This window comes from Streptomyces sp. NPDC088387 (assembly GCF_044753385.1).
GTDB lineage: Bacteria > Actinomycetota > Actinomycetes > Streptomycetales > Streptomycetaceae > Streptomyces.
The window spans coordinates 745,380-761,382 of the sequence record NZ_JBIVNC010000002.1 but is presented as its reverse complement, the minus strand read 5'-3'; the positions used below and the strand labels follow the sequence as shown (position 1 = coordinate 761,382).

General features: G+C 72.1%; 12 protein-coding genes. 5 read left to right on the top strand and 7 right to left on the bottom strand.

The features are described from left to right. Positions 1–47: 47 nt before the first annotated feature. The gene (locus ACIQAC_RS07835) at positions 48–3,371 is read left to right on the top strand and encodes a hypothetical protein (protein ID WP_402188047.1); all 3,324 of its coding nucleotides are present in this window, start codon (positions 48–50) and stop codon (positions 3,369–3,371) included. A gap of 65 nt (positions 3,372–3,436) precedes the next feature. Here the strand turns inward: ACIQAC_RS07835 and ACIQAC_RS07830 are convergent, their stop codons facing one another. From ACIQAC_RS07830 to ACIQAC_RS07820, 3 genes are all read right to left on the bottom strand, one after another. After that, complete coding sequence (locus ACIQAC_RS07830; RefSeq protein WP_402188045.1) at positions 3,437–4,267, bottom strand: aldo/keto reductase; 831 nt, start codon at positions 4,265–4,267, stop codon at positions 3,437–3,439. Positions 4,268–4,451: 184 nt separating this feature from the next. Next, positions 4,452–6,278: an AMP-dependent synthetase/ligase gene (locus ACIQAC_RS07825; protein WP_402188043.1), complete on the bottom strand. Its 1,827-nt coding sequence runs from the start codon at positions 6,276–6,278 to the stop codon at positions 4,452–4,454. Positions 6,279–6,530: 252 nt separating this feature from the next. Continuing rightward, a complete protein-coding gene (locus tag ACIQAC_RS07820; protein WP_402188041.1) occupies positions 6,531–7,394 on the bottom strand; it encodes a LysR substrate-binding domain-containing protein in 864 nt (287 codons plus the stop codon). A gap of 161 nt (positions 7,395–7,555) precedes the next feature. Between ACIQAC_RS07820 and ACIQAC_RS07815 the strand changes: the two genes are divergently transcribed. After that, a complete protein-coding gene (locus ACIQAC_RS07815) occupies positions 7,556–8,647 on the top strand; it encodes a bile acid:sodium symporter family protein (RefSeq protein WP_402188218.1) in 1,092 nt (363 codons plus the stop codon). On the opposite strand, the gene ACIQAC_RS07810 is transcribed toward ACIQAC_RS07815, so the two are convergent. After that, the gene (locus ACIQAC_RS07810; RefSeq protein WP_402188039.1) at positions 8,583–9,812 is read right to left on the bottom strand and encodes a DUF4185 domain-containing protein; all 1,230 of its coding nucleotides are present in this window, start codon (positions 9,810–9,812) and stop codon (positions 8,583–8,585) included. The genes ACIQAC_RS07815 and ACIQAC_RS07810 overlap by 65 nt on opposite strands. An 11-nt stretch (positions 9,813–9,823) precedes the next feature. Continuing rightward, a complete protein-coding gene (locus ACIQAC_RS07805) occupies positions 9,824–11,704 on the bottom strand; it encodes an exo-alpha-sialidase (protein WP_402188038.1) in 1,881 nt (626 codons plus the stop codon). Positions 11,705–11,859: 155 nt separating this feature from the next. Here ACIQAC_RS07805 and ACIQAC_RS07800 point away from each other — a divergent pair, with 155 nt between their 5' ends. Then, positions 11,860–12,297 carry a MarR family winged helix-turn-helix transcriptional regulator gene (locus ACIQAC_RS07800; RefSeq protein WP_402188036.1) on the top strand — a complete coding sequence of 146 codons (438 nt, stop codon included), beginning with the start codon at positions 11,860–11,862 and terminating at the stop codon, positions 12,295–12,297. A gap of 50 nt (positions 12,298–12,347) precedes the next feature. Here the strand turns inward: ACIQAC_RS07800 and fdhD are convergent, their stop codons facing one another. Both fdhD and ACIQAC_RS07790 read right to left on the bottom strand, forming a co-directional pair. Further along, complete coding sequence (gene fdhD / locus ACIQAC_RS07795; RefSeq protein WP_402188034.1) at positions 12,348–13,196, bottom strand: formate dehydrogenase accessory sulfurtransferase FdhD; 849 nt, start codon at positions 13,194–13,196, stop codon at positions 12,348–12,350. Between the two features lie 171 nt (positions 13,197–13,367). Further along, on the bottom strand, positions 13,368–14,339 hold the full coding sequence (locus tag ACIQAC_RS07790; protein ID WP_402188032.1) for a 2-dehydropantoate 2-reductase: 972 nt from the start codon (positions 14,337–14,339) through the stop codon (positions 13,368–13,370). Between the two features lie 229 nt (positions 14,340–14,568). Between ACIQAC_RS07790 and ACIQAC_RS07785 the strand changes: the two genes are divergently transcribed. Then, entirely contained in the window at positions 14,569–15,900 is a 1,332-nt protein-coding gene (locus tag ACIQAC_RS07785; RefSeq protein ID WP_402188031.1) for an OFA family MFS transporter, read from the top strand. Beyond that, positions 15,869–16,003: a hypothetical protein gene (locus ACIQAC_RS07780; RefSeq protein WP_402188029.1), complete on the top strand. Its 135-nt coding sequence runs from the start codon at positions 15,869–15,871 to the stop codon at positions 16,001–16,003. Before ACIQAC_RS07785 ends, ACIQAC_RS07780 begins: the two co-directional genes overlap by 32 nt.

Below are 16,003 nucleotides of genomic sequence, written 5' to 3'. Positions count from 1 at the left end.
GCGGGTTGCTAGCGTGTGAACGACCGGTGAGAAGGGGGACACGGGGGATGGGGCGCAAGGAGAAACCGCTGGATCCGGCGGCGGGTCCGGTGCAGCGCTTCGCCTACGAGCTGCGCAAACTGCGCGACGAGGCGGGCGCGCCCACCTACCGTGAGATGGCCCGGGGCGCCGGCTACTCGGGACCCACCCTCTCCGCCGCCGCGGCCGGCGAGCGCCTGCCGACCCTGCCCGTCCTCATGGCCTACGTGACCGCCTGCGGCGGCGACCCGGACGACTGGACGGACCGCTGGCGGACCGCCGTCGCCGAGTCCGCCGCACCGGAGGGACAGGACGACACCGACAGCCCCTACCCGGGGCTCGCCCGGTTCGACACCGCGGACCGGGACCACTTCCACGGCCGCGACGACCTCGTCGCCGATCTGCTCGAACTCACCGCCCGCCGCCGGGTCTGCGCGGTCGTCGGCGCCTCCGGCAGCGGCAAGTCGTCCCTGCTGCGGGCCGGACTCGTGCCCGCCCTGCGCGAGTCCGAGCACCCCGCGCTCCGCCCGGCCGCCATCCGCGTCCTCACCCCCGGCACCCACCCCGCCCGCACCCACGCCCCCCACCTCACCCCGCACACCGCCCCCGGCGACACCCTCGTCGTCGTCGACCAGTTCGAGGAGACCTTCGCGCTCTGCGCCGACCCCGCAGAACGCGAGCGGTTCGTCGGCCAGTTGCTCGCCGCCCAGGACCCGGCGAACCGGCTGCGCGTCCTGCTCGCCGTCCGCGCCGACTTCTACGGCCGCTGCGCCGACCACGGCCCGCTCGCCGAGGCGCTGCGCGACTCCACACTCCTCGTCGGACCCCTGTCACCGCCGCAGCTCCGCGAGGCCGTCGTCCGGCCGGCCGCCGCCCGCCGCCTCATCGTCGAACGCACCCTGACCGCCCGGATCGTCGCCGACGTCGACGGCGAGCCCGGCGGACTGCCCCTGATGGCACACGCCCTGCGCGAGGTCTGGCGCCGACGCAACGGCAAGACACTCACCCTCGCCGCCTACGAGGCCGTCGGCGGTGTCCACGGCGCCGTCGCCCACACCGCCGAAACCGCCTACGCCGACTGCACCCCCGCCGAACAGGCCGCCGCCCGCCACCTGTTGCTGCGCCTGGTCACCCCCGGCGACGGCACGGCCGACACCCGCCGCCCCGTCGAGCGCACCGAACTCGGCTCCGACCCCACCACCGCCCACGTGCTCGAACGCCTGGTCCGGGCCCGGCTGCTGACCGTCGACGGCGACACCGTGGACCTCGCTCACGAGGCCCTCATCGGCGCCTGGCCCCGGCTGCGCGGCTGGCTCACGGAGGACCGGGAGCGGCTGCGCGCCCACCGGCGCCTCACCCAGGCCGCCCGCACCTGGACCGAGCTGGCACACGACGACGGGGCGCTGTACCGGGGGGTGCGGCTCAGTGAGGCGCGCGAGGTGTTCGGGGACACGTCCGGCGAACTGACCGAGCAGGAGCGGGAGTTCCTCGCGGCCAGCATCGACGCCGACGACGGACGCCGGCGGGCCGCCACCCGGGCCACCCGCCGGATGCGGGCACTGACCGCCGGGCTCGCCGCGCTGCTGTGCCTCGCCGTGGTCGCCGGTCTCGCCGCCTGGCGGGAGAGCGGAGTCAGCGACCGGCGCCGGGACGAGGCCGAGGCCCGCCGGGTCGCCGCGCTCGCGGACACCCTGCGCGGCAGCGAGCCGCGCACCGCGATGCGGCTCGCCCTCGCCGCCTGGCGCACCGCCGACCTGCCCGAGACCCGGCAGGCGCTGCGCACCGCGGCGGCACAGAGCGAGCAGGACACCTTCGTCCGCCCCGAGAACCCCGGACGCGAACCCAGCACACCCGTCTGGCTCAGCCGGGACGGCCGCATCCTGACCTCGGCCGTCGGCGACACGGCCGAGCAGTGGGACGTACGCACCCACCGCCGCCTGCGGGCCGTGCCGCTCTCCGGCGCCCCGTCCGGCATAGCCGACGTCAGTCCGGACGGCCGGACGATCGCGACCCGCGGCGAGGGAGGCCGGGGGCTGGTCGTCACGGACGTGGCCGACGGCCGCACCCGCACCCTCCCGACCGGCTCGTGGACCAACACGGACATCGCGTTCGGGCCGCGGGGCGACACGTTTGTGCTGCGCCGGCTGGTGCCGAACGCCGACGGGCGCGCGATCGTCGAGGTGTGGGACGTACGACGGCAGCGGCTCACCGCGCGCTACGACCACGGGGTCGACGACGGCGGGGTACCCGTCTCCACCGCCGACGGGAAACGGCTGGCCTGGTGCACGGACAGCGGTGGGGAACTGCGCGTCCTGGACGTCCCCTCCGGACGACTCGTCGACACCGGCATCCCGCGCGGCACGGCCCGCACCCTGTGCGGCGGCGACACCCTGGTCTTCACCCCCGACGGCCGGGCCGTCGCCACCGGCACCGCCGCCGGTGTCCTGACCTGGGACTTCGTCCGCAAACGCGAGCGGCCGCCGCTGCCGGTCGCGGGCGGCGCGCTGAGCGTGGAGTTCGCCGGCGCGTACGCGCTGAGCTGGACGACGGGGTCCCTCCAGCTCTGGCGCACCGACCTGCCCACGCCCGGCACCGACCTGCCCCGCCAACCGCTGCTGACCTATCCCGTCGGCGGAGACTCGGTCGGCGACTTCCGGCTGGATCTCGACGACGGCGTGCTGCGCTACCGGCAGGGCGGCCGCACCGACGTCGTCTCCACGGTCTCGCTGCAAGGACTCGGCGGCCGGGACTGGCGGAAGGAACCTGCCGTGACCAGGTCCGACGCCGACATCGTGGCCGTCGACCCGGCCGGCCGCACACGGCTGGCCTCCGACGGCACCCTCGTCACCCTCGCCACGGGCAGGCGGCGCACGCTGGTCACCGGCGAGGACTTCCTCGCCGCCGCCGCGTTCAGCCCCGACGGCCGCCGGCTCGCCGTCTCCGACGGACAGGGGCGCATCACCTTGTGGAACGTCACGGACGGCGGGCGGATCGCCGTACTGCGGGCCTCCGACCTGTCGAACGTGGACCACCGTGTGCTGGCGTTCTCCCGGGACGGCGCGCTGCTCGCGGCGACCGTGGCCGACGGGACCGTGCGGGTGTGGGAGACGGCGTCGCCGGGCCTCGCGGCGGCGGTGGTGCAGGTGGGGGACCGGCCCGTGCGGGCGGTGGGGTTCGACAACGCCGGACGGCTCCGGGTCGAGACCGCGCATCTGGCGGACCGCGCCTGGGAGTTGGTGCCCGAGCGGGCGGCACGGAGGCTGTGCGCACTGGCCGGGGGCGGGCTTCCGGAGGCGGAGTGGCGGCGCAGTCTGCCGTCCGTGCCCTACCGGGACGCCTGTGCCGGGGACTGAGGAGAGAACGGACAGTGCCCCCGGAACCGGCCCGGTTCCGGGGGCACTTCGGCGGCTCGCGCGGCTCAGCCGAACTTCGCCGGGTCCGGACCCGTGCGCCGGTCCTCGTTCAGCGCGCTGATCGCCGCGAGGTCCTCGGTGTCCAGACTGAAGTCGAACACGTCGATGTTCTCCCTGATCCGGGACGGTGTCACGGACTTGGGGATCACGACGTTGCCCAGCTGGAGGTGCCAGCGCAGCACGATCTGGGCCGGGGTGCGGTTGTGCTTCTGGGCCACGGCCACGATCGCCGGGACCTCCAGGATGCCCTTGCCCGAACCCAGCGGCGACCAGGCCTCGGTGGCGATGCCCTGCTCCGCGTTGTACTCACGGGCGGCATGCTGCTGGAGGTGCGGGTGCACCTCGATCTGGTCGACGGCCGGGATGACCGACGTCTCGCCGATCAGCCGCTCCAGGTGCTCCGGCAGGAAGTTGGACACGCCGATCGCCTTGATCCGGCCGTCGGAGTGCAGCTTCTCGAACGCCTTGTACGTGTCGACGTAGTTGTCCTGCTTCGGCGCCGGCCAGTGGATCAGGTAGAGATCCAGGTAGTCGAGGCCCAGCTTGGTCATCGACGTGTCGAAGGCCCGCAGGGTGGCGTCGTAGCCGTGGTCGTCGTTCCAGAGCTTGGTGGTGACGAAGAGTTCCTCGCGGGGCACACCCGAGGCGGCGATCGCCCGGCCGGTGCCCTCCTCGTTGCCGTACGCCGCGGCCGTGTCGATGCTCCGGTACCCGGCTTCCAGCGCGGTGGCGACCGCCCGCTCCGCCTCGTCGTCCGGCACCTGCCAGACGCCGAAGCCCAGCTGGGGCATCTCGACGCCGTTGTTCAGGATGATCGGGGGGACCTTGGTGCTCACGCGCTCTCGATCCTTCGGATAGTCGTCAGGTCGTACCCCATCCTCAACGAACCGCGGCCGGTCCGCATTCCGGACAGCGAAATCCCGACGTTGTCCCGTTGCTGTCCCGGGGCTCCTGCCCGCGATCCGCCGCCGCACGCGCGCGACCGGTGGGCCGCGGACCCGTGGCCGGTGAGCGGCACGCTCACGACCGGTAGAGCGCGTCGACCTCACTCGCGTAGGCCTTCTCTATGGCCTTGCGCTTCAGCTTCAGCGACGGTGTGAGCAGCCCGTGCTCCTCGGTGAACGGCTGGGCGAGGATACGGAACGTCCGGATCGACTCGGCCTGCGAGACCAGGGTGTTGGCGGCGACCACCGCGCGCCGCACCTCCGTCTCCAGATCGGCGTCGCGCACCAGCTGCGCCGCCGGCATCGACGGCTTGCCGCGCATCTGGAGCCAGTGCTCCACGGCCTCCGGGTCCAGGGTGACCAGGGCGGCGATGTACGGGCGGTCGTTGCCGACGACGATGCACTGGCTGACCAGCGGATGGTCCCGGACGCGCTCCTCCAGGAGGCCGGGGGAGACGCTCTTGCCGCCGGAGGTCACCAGGATCTCCTTCTTGCGGCCGGTGATGGTGAGGTAGCCGTCCTCGTCGAGGGAGCCGAGGTCGCCGGTGGCGAGCCAGCCGTCGTGCAGGGTCTCGTCGGTGGCCTTCTGGTTGTTGAGATAGCCCTGGAAGACGTTGTCGCCGCGCAGCCATATCTCGGCGTCGTCCGCGATGTGCACGGTGACGCCCGGGATGGCCTGGCCGACCGTGCCGTAGCGGGTGCGTTCGGGCGGGTTGGCCGTCGCCGCCGCGGTCGTCTCGGTGAGCCCGTACCCCTCGTAGATCTGCACGCCCGCGCCCGCGAAGAACAGGCCGAGCCGGCGGTCCATGGCGGAACCCCCGGACATGGCGTTGCGCAGCCGGCCGCCCATCGCGGCCCGGACCTTGGTGTAGACGAGCTTGTCGAAGAGCTGGTGCTGCATACGCAGACCCGCCGAGGGCCCGGGTCCGATGCCCCAGGCCCTCGCCTCGACGGCGTCGGCGTACTTCACCGCCACGTCGACCGCCTTCTCGAACGGCCCGGATCTGCCCTCCTTCTCCGCCTTGCGGTGGGCCGAGTTGAAGACCTTCTCGAAGATGTACGGCACGGCCAGGATGAACGTCGGCTTGAAGAGGGCCAGGTCGGGCAGCAGGGCGGCGGCGTTGAGCTGCGGCTGGTGGCCGAAGCGCACCCCGTGCCGGATCGCCGCGACCTGCACCATCCGCCCGAAGACATGGGCGAGCGGCAGGAACAGCAGCGTGGCGGCCTCGTCGCCCTTGCGGGAGTGGAACACGGACTCCCAGTGCGCGGTGACCGTGTCCGCCTCGTACATGAAGTTGCCGTGCGAGATGACACAGCCCTTCGGGCGGCCCGTGGTGCCCGACGTGTAGATGATCGTGCAGACCGAGTCCGGCGTGACCGCCTGGCGGTGCCGGTGCACCACGTCGTCCTCCAGGTGGGCACCGGCGTCGTACAGCTCCTGCACCGCGCCCTTGTCGAGCTGCCACAGCCGGTGCAGCCGCGGCAGCCGGTCGATGACCGTGGCGATGGTCATCGCGTGGTCCTCGTGCTCCACGACGGCGGCGGTCACCTCGGCGTCGTGCAGCATCCAGAAGCACTGCTCGGCGGACGACGTGGGGTAGATGGGGACCACCTGGGCGCCCACGGTCCACAGCGCGTAGTCGAAGAGGGTCCACTCGTAGCGGGTACGGGACATGACCGCGACGCGGTCGCCGAAGCGGATGCCGTTGGCGAGCAGCCCCTTGGCGAGGGCGAGTACCTCGTCGCGGAACTCGGCGGCGGTGACGTCACGCCACCGTCCGGCGTCGTCCTTGCGGCCGAGGGAGATGTGTCCCGGGTCCTCCTGGGCGCGCAGGAAGACGACGTCGGCCAATCCGCCCACCGGCGGTGCCAACGCCAACGGAGGGTTGGTGAACTCGCGCAAAACCCGGCTCCCGGTCTCTGTGGCGCTCCACACAGGCCGTGAAAGCTACCCCACACCCGGACGGTCCGGGAGGGGTGCGGAGCCCGGGTACCCATCGGGTCCCGCCTGGTCAGCGCGGGAGAATAGGCCCACATGGGGAAGGGTCGGACACATATCTGACGGCCGAGTAAGTTTCGGTGCCGTAATCTCCATCAAATCCGTACGACAATCTCCATCAAATCTGTACGACGCGATCGCCGGGACACGTCGAGGTCAGCGCCCGTGCAGTGCGGCCCCCGCCGCCAGGATCGCCGCGGCGAGCGCGTCCGCCGCCCCCTGGGCCGCCGCCCGGCGCCGGTCGTGCAGCACCACGAAGTCCACCCGCCCGAGCTCCGGCAGCCCCGCCCGGTCCGGCACCCGCACCAGCCCCGGCGGAACGAAGCCCCGCGAGTGCGCCATCACCCCGAGGCCCGCCCGCGCCGCCGCGACCAGCCCGTTCAGGCTGCCGCTCGTGCACACGATCCGCCACTCCCGGCCCTGCCGCTCCAGCGCCTCCAGCGCCAGCGCCCGGGTGATCCCCGGCGGCGGATAGACGATCAGCGGCACCGGACGGTCCGGGTCCAGGCGCAGCCGCTCCGCGCCGATCCACACCAGCCGGTCGTGCCAGACCAGCTCCCCCTGGGCGTCCCCGCGGCGCCGCTTGGCGAGCACCAGGTCGAGCTTCCCGGCGGCGAGCTGTGCGTGCAGGGTGCCGGAGAGCTCGACGGTCAGCTCCAGGTCGACCTCGGGGTGGTCGTGGCGGAAGCTCTCCAGGATCTCCGGGAGCCGGGTCAGGACGAAGTCCTCCGAGGCGCCGAAGCGCAGCCGGCCCCGCACCCGGGTCCCGGTGAAGAACGCCGTCGCCTGGTCGTGGACGTCCAGGATCCGGCGGGCGAAGCCGAGCATCGCCTCGCCGTCCTCGGTCAGCTCCACCGAGTGGGTGTCGCGGGTGAACAGGGGGCGCCCCGCGGCGTCCTCCAGCCGCCGCACGTGCTGGCTGACGGTCGACTGGCGCAGCCCGAGCCGGCGCGCGGCCTGCGTGAAGCTCAGTGTTTGAGCCACCGCGAGGAAGGTACGCAACTGGGACGGGTCGTACATATGGGGGAGGCTATCGCGATTCGTGATGACAGTCAGAGTGGTATGCCGGATTCCCGATCACGTGCCGGAGGAGGACGATGGAGCGGGCAGCTGTCGGCCCGACGAACGACGAGATCACCAGTAAGTGGAGCACCGTGAAACGCCTGCGTTGGCCCGGCTGGATGCCGATCGATCCCTACATCCTGCTGATGCTGGGGACCGTCGGACTCGCGGCGCTGGTGCCCGCCAGGGACACCGCGGCCGACGCCGTCTCCGGCGCCTCGACTGGCGCGATCGCGCTCCTCTTCTTCCTCTACGGCGCCCGGCTCTCCACCCGGGAGGCGGTGGACGGCCTCAAGCACTGGCGGCTGCACCTCACCGTGCTCGCCGCCACGTTCCTGCTGTTCCCGCTGCTCGGCCTCGCCGCCCGCGGGCTGGTCCCGGTCCTGCTGACCCAGCCGCTCTACCAGGGCCTGCTCTTCCTCACCCTGGTGCCCTCCACCATCCAGTCGTCCATCGCCTTCACCTCGATGGCCCGCGGCAACGTGCCCGCCGCGATCTGCGCGGGCTCCTTCTCCTCCCTCATCGGCATCGTCGTCACCCCGCTGCTCGCGGCCTCGCTGCTCGGTGGCGGCGCGGGCGGGTTCGCGGCGGACTCGGTCGTCGAGATCGTGCTGCAACTGCTGGTGCCGTTCGTCGCGGGGCAACTGCTGCGCCGCTGGGTCGGTGGATTCGTGAGCCGGCACAAGAAGGTCCTCGGCCTCGTCGACCGCGGCTCCATCCTGCTCGTCGTCTACGCCGCCTTCAGCGAGGGCATGGTGCACGGCATCTGGCACCGGATCAGTCCCGCCAGGATGGCCGGACTGCTCGCCGTCGAGGCGGTCCTGCTCGCCGTGATGCTCTCGGTGACCTGGTACGGCGCGAAGGCGCTCGGGTTCGGCCGCGCGGACCGGATCGCCATCCAGTTCGCCGGCTCCAAGAAGTCCCTCGCGTCCGGACTGCCCATGGCCAGTGTGCTGTTCGGCGCACAGGCCTCCCTGGCGGTGCTGCCGCTGATGCTCTTCCACCAGATGCAGCTGATGGTGTGCGCGGTGATCGCCAAGCGCCGCTCGCGCGACCCCGTCGACGCCTCGGACACCTCCGACACCTCCGACGCCTCCGACGCCTCGGACACCTCCGGCTCCGGCGGTGAACCGGCGGGCGGGGAGGTCACCGGGCGGGCGCCAGCCGCAGGGTCACGAACCGCGGTCGGTACAGGGACACGTTCCCGCTGAGCTGTGCCGCCGCGCCCGTGGGCTCCAGCCAGTTCACGTCGTAGCTCAGCACGAGCCGTCCGTCGGCGCCCGCCTGCGGATGCACCTGCGGGTTGTAGGCGGCGACCCCGGCGCGCGGCAGCGGCGGACTGAAGCCGCGGGTGGGGCCCTTCCACGGCCCGGTGGGGGAGCAGGACCAGTAGGAGGTGACCGTCGACAGGCCCTCCGTGCCCGCCGCCATGGTGAACAGCACATACGTCTCCCCGTCCCGTACGACGGAGAACGCGCTGCCCACCCCGGTCCGCCGCCCGTCCCCGAGCACCGCGCGCGGGCCCTCGCCGGCCGTCCACGCCCCGCCGTTCCAGTACTCCCACGCGGCCGGCTCCGCGAGCCGGCCCTCGGGCACCCGCGCCACGTACGCCGACGACACCGGACGGCCCACCGCCTGGGCGTCGTTGCCGCCGTACACATACGTCCAGCCGCCCTCCTCGACCAGGGTGGTGCCGAACAGGACGCGCCGGGCGGGATCCTGCACGAGCTGCTGGTCGAAGACCTTGGTGATCGACTCGACGCGCAGGTCGGGCAGCGACAGGGTGGCGACCTCGGTGGCGGTGGGCACCCCGTAGATCCACGGGGACTGTCCGGCGGTGCGCACCCAGAGCAGCACCCGCAGGACCTGTTCGCCGGAGCCGGGTGCGCGGGGCTCGACGCGGGCGGCGACCGGCCAGCGCCACTGGTCGGGGGCCGGGTCCGCGAAGAGCGGGGCGGGGAGGGTGGTGTCGAGGCGGTCGCCGGACATCACGACCGCCGAGTTGCGCACCAGCGGGGCGGTGGTGTCGCGCCAGGCGTGGGACTCGCCGGCCGGGTTGGGCGGCGGGTAGACGTGGCCCAGATAGGTGTCGGAGAAGAGCCACAGCAGCCGGCCGTCCGGCAGCCGCACCGAGTGGGTGCCGTCGCCGCCGGTCCAGTCGTCGGCGCGGACCGGGTCGTCGCCGTAGCGGACGAACTCCCCGGTGAGCCGGTCGTCGGCGGACCAGGACGCCACCGTGCGGGCCGGGCACGAGGCGCCGTCCGACCCGTCGTCGTCCCCGGGCAGGGCGGTGAGCAGCACGGCGGCGAGAACCAGGGCCAGCAGTACGCCGACCCAGGCTCCCGTGCGCTGTTGTGCTCGTCGGTCGTCGGGCACGCTCCGGGACGTTAGCCGCCCGCGGTGATCCGGTCCATGGGCAGGTGCAGGATCTCACCGGTGAACGGCCCGACGCCGGCCACCCGCAGCGCCGTCAGCTGACCGTCGCTCAGGGCCTTGTCGTAGACCCGTACGTCGTCGATGGCCCCGGTGAAGAAGGCCCGGCTGTCCATCCGCTGGCCGATGTGCACGCCGAACGGCGAGTTGCGGCTGACCGAGCCGGACACGTCCGCCGTGCTGACCGGCGTACCGTCCAGGAACATCGTCAGCTCGCCGTCGCCGCGGCGCAGCGCCAGATGGTGCCACTCGCCGTCGTTGTGGGCGCCGTCCGTGCTCAGGGACGCCGAGTGCCAGGCCGTCGGGCCGGACCGGGTGGTGATCAGACCGCGCACCCGGTCGCTGTCCGGCTCGCCGCGCAGCCACACCTGCGGCTGGTTGACGCCGACGCCGCCCATCCACAGCAGCGGCTGCTCACCGGAGGTCGCGGTGTACCGGAACCACAGCGATGCCGTGAAGTCCTTGGTGTCGAGCGGCAGCTGGGAGCGGTACGGCAGCCGTACGGCGTCGTCCTTGCCGTCGAACGCCAGGGCGCTGCCGAGCACACCGGGCGTGGTGGCGGCGCCGCCGAGGACCGCGGCCGGCGAGGCGCCCGGCGCCAGGTCCTCGGTGGTCGGGTCGGGTCCGCGGCGCGGCACGAGCCAGTCCTCGGTGAAGCGGGCGAAGCGGATCTCGTCGCGGGCGTCGACGGTGCCGGCCTCGTAGAGCAGGCCCGCCGCGCCGCCGCCCAGGTCGGCCAGGTCGGAGTAGCCGGCCCAGTCGCGGGTGACGACCGTGCCGCGGTCCACGCTGTCCCAGGTGCGTCCGCCGTCGTAGGAGGAGCGGATCATCATGGTCCGGCGGCGGTCCGGGTCGGCCGGGCAGGCCAGCAGCAGCCGGTCGCCGAGGCGCAGGATGGAGCCCTGGACCTGCGGGGTGTACAGGTCGGGCACGTCCTGGAAGGGCGTGGTGAAGCTGAGTCCGCCGGTCAGGCTGACCGCGTGGGAGCGGTGGCCGAGGTCGGTGCCGTCCTGCTCGCGCGCGCTGACCAGCAGGCTGCCGTCGGTCAGCTGCTCCAGGGCCACCTCGGACGGCTTCTGGCGGAACGTGCCGTCGTCGGCGAGGGGCCAGGAGCCGGTGGCGCCGACCCGCCAGTTCGCGCCGCCGTCGTCGCTGACGATCAGCGCGGCGTGGTTGGCGGTGACCCGGCTGCCGTTCCAGGTCTCGGTGTTGACCCCGAACACCAGCCGTCCGGCGTAGGCGCCGGTGAGCTGGATGCCGTGCACCGGGCCGGTGGCGTACCAGGAGTTCCAGTCGGCGGGCTGGATCTGCTCGCTCAGGTCGCGCGGCGCGGACCAGGTGCGGCCGTCGTCGTCGCTGTGCTGGAGATAGGGCGTGCGCGGGCAGGGGATCTCGCAGCTCGCGCTGTCCGTGCGGCCCGGGTTGTGCGTCTGGGCCAGCAGGACGCGGCCGGTCTCCCGGTCGACCAGGGGAGAGGGGTTGCCGTGGGTGTCGCCGGCGCCCTCGGTGACCACCTGGAGCGGGCCCCAGGTCCGGCCGCCGTCGGTGGAGCGCTTGAGGACGATGTCGATGTCGGTGGCGTCACCGCAGTTGAGCACCCGGGCCTCGGCGAAGGCGAGCAGGGTGCCCTTGGTGGTGCGGACGATCGCCGGGATGCGGAAACAGGCGTAACCCGGGTCCTGGGACGCCTTGAACAGCACGCTCTCGTCGAACTCCCCCGCGGCGGCCTGTGCGGCGCCGGTGGCGGAGGAGGGGGAGAGCAGCACGGCCGTCACCGCCGAGGCGACGACCGTGATGAGGACGGATCTCAGACGTGCGCGCAGGCCACAAGGCATGGGCGACTGCCCTTCGTACGTGGGGGGAGAAGGTGGCGGGGATGTGGGGACTCACCGGGGCGGGGTCGTTGGAGTTCCCCACGAGATCATTGGAGGGCCCAATGATTAACACACTATCGTTGGGAAGTCCAACAACTTCCGGTTAGGCTGTGGCCATGGCCGAAGCGCATCTGCCCGCGATCCGCTCACAGCCCAGCTGGCTGCTGGGCCGGGCCGCCGCGCGCGGGCGTGCGCTGGTCACCGAGGCCCTGGCCGTCGAGGGCATGCGGACGTGGCACCACGCCGTGCTGTCGGCCGTCCGTGATCTCGGCCCCGTCGCCCAGGCCGACGTCGGCCGCGGTGCCGGCCTGGACCCCAAGGACGTGGTCGGAATACTCAACGACCTTCAGTCCGCGGGCCTGGTCGTGCGGGAGCCCGACCCCAGGGACCGCCGCAAGAACGCCGTGTCCCTCACCGAGGAGGGCGACCGGCTGCTGCGGCGCTGCGAGAGGCTCACCGGCGAGGCCAACGACGAACTGCTCGCGCCCCTCTCCGCCACCGAACGCGACCAGTTCATGGACCTGTTGAACCGGGTCACCGCAACGGACGGTTGAACCGGGTCACCGGAACGGACGGCTGACCCGGCCCGTCCCCGGGCGTGTCGTCAGCCTCGCGCGGCCGCCGTGTGCAGGGCGACCCGCTCCTCACCCGCGTACACGTTCATGGAACTGCCCCGCAGGAAGCCCACCAGCGTCAGGCCGGTCTCGGCCGCCAGGTCCACCGCGAGGGACGAGGGCGCCGACACGGCCGCCAGGACCGGTATCCCGGCCATGACCGCCTTCTGCGCCAGCTCGAAGGAGGCGCGCCCGGAGACCAGCAGGACCGAACGGGACAGGGGCAGGTCGCCGTTCTGAAGCGCGCGGCCGACCAGCTTGTCCACCGCGTTGTGCCGGCCCACGTCCTCGCGGACGTCCACCAGCTCGCCGTCCTCGGTGAACAGGGCCGCCGCGTGCAGACCCCCGGTCCGGTCGAAGACCCGTTGGGCCGCGCGCAGCCGGTCGGGGAGGCCGGCGAGCAGTTCGGGTCCGACCCGGACCGGGGGAGTGTCGGAGATCGGCCAGCGGGCCGTGGTGCGCACCGCGTCCAGGCTGGCCTTGCCGCACAGGCCGCACGACGAGGTCGTATAGACGTTCCGCTCCAGCGTAATGTCAGGGATCACCACCGTGGGCGTCGTGCGTACGTCCACCACGTTGTAGGTGTTCGAGCCGTCGGCCGTGGCGCCGGCGCAGTAGACGATGTTCTGGAGGTCGCTCTGCTCGGCGAGGACCCCCTCGCTGACCAGGAAGCCGGCGGCGAGCGCGAAGTCGTCGCCCGGGGTGCGCATGGTGATCGCGAGCGGTTTCCCGTTCAGCCGGATCTCCAGCGGCTCCTCCGCGACGAGGGTGTCGGGGCGGGTGGAGATCACGCCGTCCCGGATGCGGATCACCTTGCGTCGTTCCGTGACTCGTCCCATGTCCTGATCAGCCCCGGTTCTGTCCGTGCGGGTGGCCGAAACGGCCCTTGATGCGTCGGTCGCCGTGGGCCACCGGGCCGTGGTGCGGCGGGTGACCTCGACGAAGCCATTGTCCTGCACGTGGAGTCGCGGCGAGCCGGCACCGCCGGCCCACCGCGACTCCACGTCCGCTCACGCGGCGCTGCGCAGTGCCAGCAGATCCGAGATGGCGTGCACGGTGCGCAGGGTGGGCACCTCCACGCCGGTGATCTCCGCGAGTTCGACGACGGCGGCGAGCAGTACGTCGAGTTCCAGCGGCTTGCCGCGCTCCAGGTCCTGGAGCGTCGAGGTGCGGTGGTCACCGACCTTCTCGGCGCCCGCGAGCCGGCGTTCGATCGAGACGCCGACCTCGCAGCCGAGGGCCTCGGCGACCGACAGCGTCTCGGTCATCATGATCTCGATGACCTTGCGGGTGCCGCCGTGCACACACATCTCGCGCATGGTGGCGCGGGCCAGCGCGCTGATCGGGTTGAAGGAGATGTTCCCGAGCAGCTTGAGCCAGATGTCGTTGCGCAGGTCGGGCTCCACCGGGCACTTCAGACCGCCGTCCTTCATGGCGGTGCTGAACTCCTGGCAGCGCTCGGAGATGCTGCGGTCGGGCTCGCCGATGGAGAAGCGGGTGCCCTCCAGATGGCGGACGACGCCCGGCCCTTCGAGCTCGGTGGCCGCGTAGACCACACAGCCGATGGCCCGCTCCGGGGCGAGCACGGCGCTGACCGTGCCGCCCGGGTCCACACTCTCGACACGGTGGCCGTCGTGGGGCCCGCCGTGCCGGTGGAAGTACCACCAGGGAATGCCGTTCTGGGCGGCGATCACCGCCGTCTTCTCGTGGAGCAGGGGGTTGATCAGCGGCCCGCACGCCGCGTACGAGTTGGCCTTGAGGCCGAGGAAGACGTAGTCGACCGGGCCGATGGCGGCCGGGTCGTCGGTGGCATGGGGCCGCGCGACGAAGTCGCCGCGCGGGCTGAGCACCTGTACTCCGTGCTGCCTCATGGCCGCGAGATGCGGTCCACGGGCCACCAGATGCACTTCGGCGCCCGCGCGATGGAGCGCGGCACCGACGTAGGCACCGATCGCACCGGCGCCGAGAACTGCGACTTTCACGGGACAACTCCGTTCGGTTTGAGGGATACCGCGGAGGTGGTCGAGCCGGGATCCGGGGCTCGGTGAAGGAAGAGGCATGAAATTCGTCGACTGAATATTGTCTACAGTATGGAGGTTGCGTCGACAAGGGTTCGCGCCATGACCGTTCGGCGCTCGGTGCATACCGCTCATCGCATACGGTCTACGCGCCGCTTCTCAACGGCCCCTGGCATCCCTACCGTGCGGGATCATGAGTCCCCCCGTCGCTCCCGCGGGCTGGAGCCGCTGGCTCGTGCCACCCGCAGCGCTCTCCGTCCATCTCTCCATCGGCCAGGCCTATGCCTGGAGCGTGTTCAAGCCACCGCTCGAATCCGCTCTCGGGCTCAGCGGCACCCAGAGCGCGCTGCCGTTCCAGCTCGCCATCGTCATGCTCGGCCTCTCGGCCGCGTTCGGCGGCACGTTCGTGGAGCGCAACGGCCCGCGCTGGGCCATGACCGTCGCCCTGGTCTGCTTCTCCTCCGGCTTCCTGATCTCCGCCCTCGGCGCGGCCACCGAGCAGTACTGGCTGATCGTCCTCGGCTACGGCTTCGTCGGCGGCATCGGCCTCGGCATCGGCTACATCTCGCCCGTCTCCACCCTGATCAAGTGGTTCCCCGACCGGCCCGGCATGGCCACCGGCATCGCCATCATGGGCTTCGGCGGCGGCGCCCTGATCGCCTCCCCGTGGTCCGCGCAGATGTTGGAGTCGTTCGGCTCCGACAGCTCCGGCATCGCCCTGGCCTTCCTGGTGCACGGACTCGCCTACGCGGTGTTCATGCTGCTCGGTGTACTCCTCGTCCGGGTGCCGCGCACCGAGAAGCCGGTCGCGGACGCGCCCAGCGTCGTCGAGGGCGTCCAGGTGTCGGCGAACAGCGCGGTGCGCACCCCGCAGTTCTGGTGCCTGTGGGTGGTGCTCTGCATGAACGTGACCGCGGGCATCGGCATCCTGGAGAAGGCCGCCCCGATGATCACGGACTTCTTCGCGGACACCTCCACACCGGTCTCCGTCACGGCCGCCGCCGGCTTCGTCGCCCTGCTGTCCGCCGCCAACATGGCCGGCCGGATCGGCTGGTCGTCCACGTCCGACCTGATCGGACGGAAGAACATCTACCGCGTCTACCTGGGCGTCGGTGCGCTGATGTACGGCCTCATCGCCCTGTTCGGCGACTCCTCCAAGCCGCTGTTCGTCCTGAGCGCGCTGGTCATCCTCTCCTTCTACGGCGGCGGCTTCGCGACGATCCCCGCCTATCTGAAGGACCTCTTCGGCACCTACCAGGTCGGCGCCATCCACGGCCGGCTGCTCACCGCCTGGTCCACGGCCGGTGTGCTCGGCCCGCTGATCGTCAACTGGATCGCCGACCGGCAGGAGGAGGCCGGCAAGTCCGGCGCCGCCCTCTACGGGACGTCCTTCCTCATCATGATCGGACTGCTGGTCGTCGGCTTCGTCGCCAACGAACTCGTCCGCCCGGTCGACCCCCGCCACCACCTCGACGCCCCGAAGGAGGCCGCCGATGTCCGACGAGAGCAGCCAGAGTCCGCCTGACCGGCGCCCGCTGATCGCCTTCGCCTGGCTGTGGGTGGGCGCGCCGCTCGCCTACGGCGTCTACGAACTCGTACAGAAGGCCACACAGCTGTTCACCGGATGA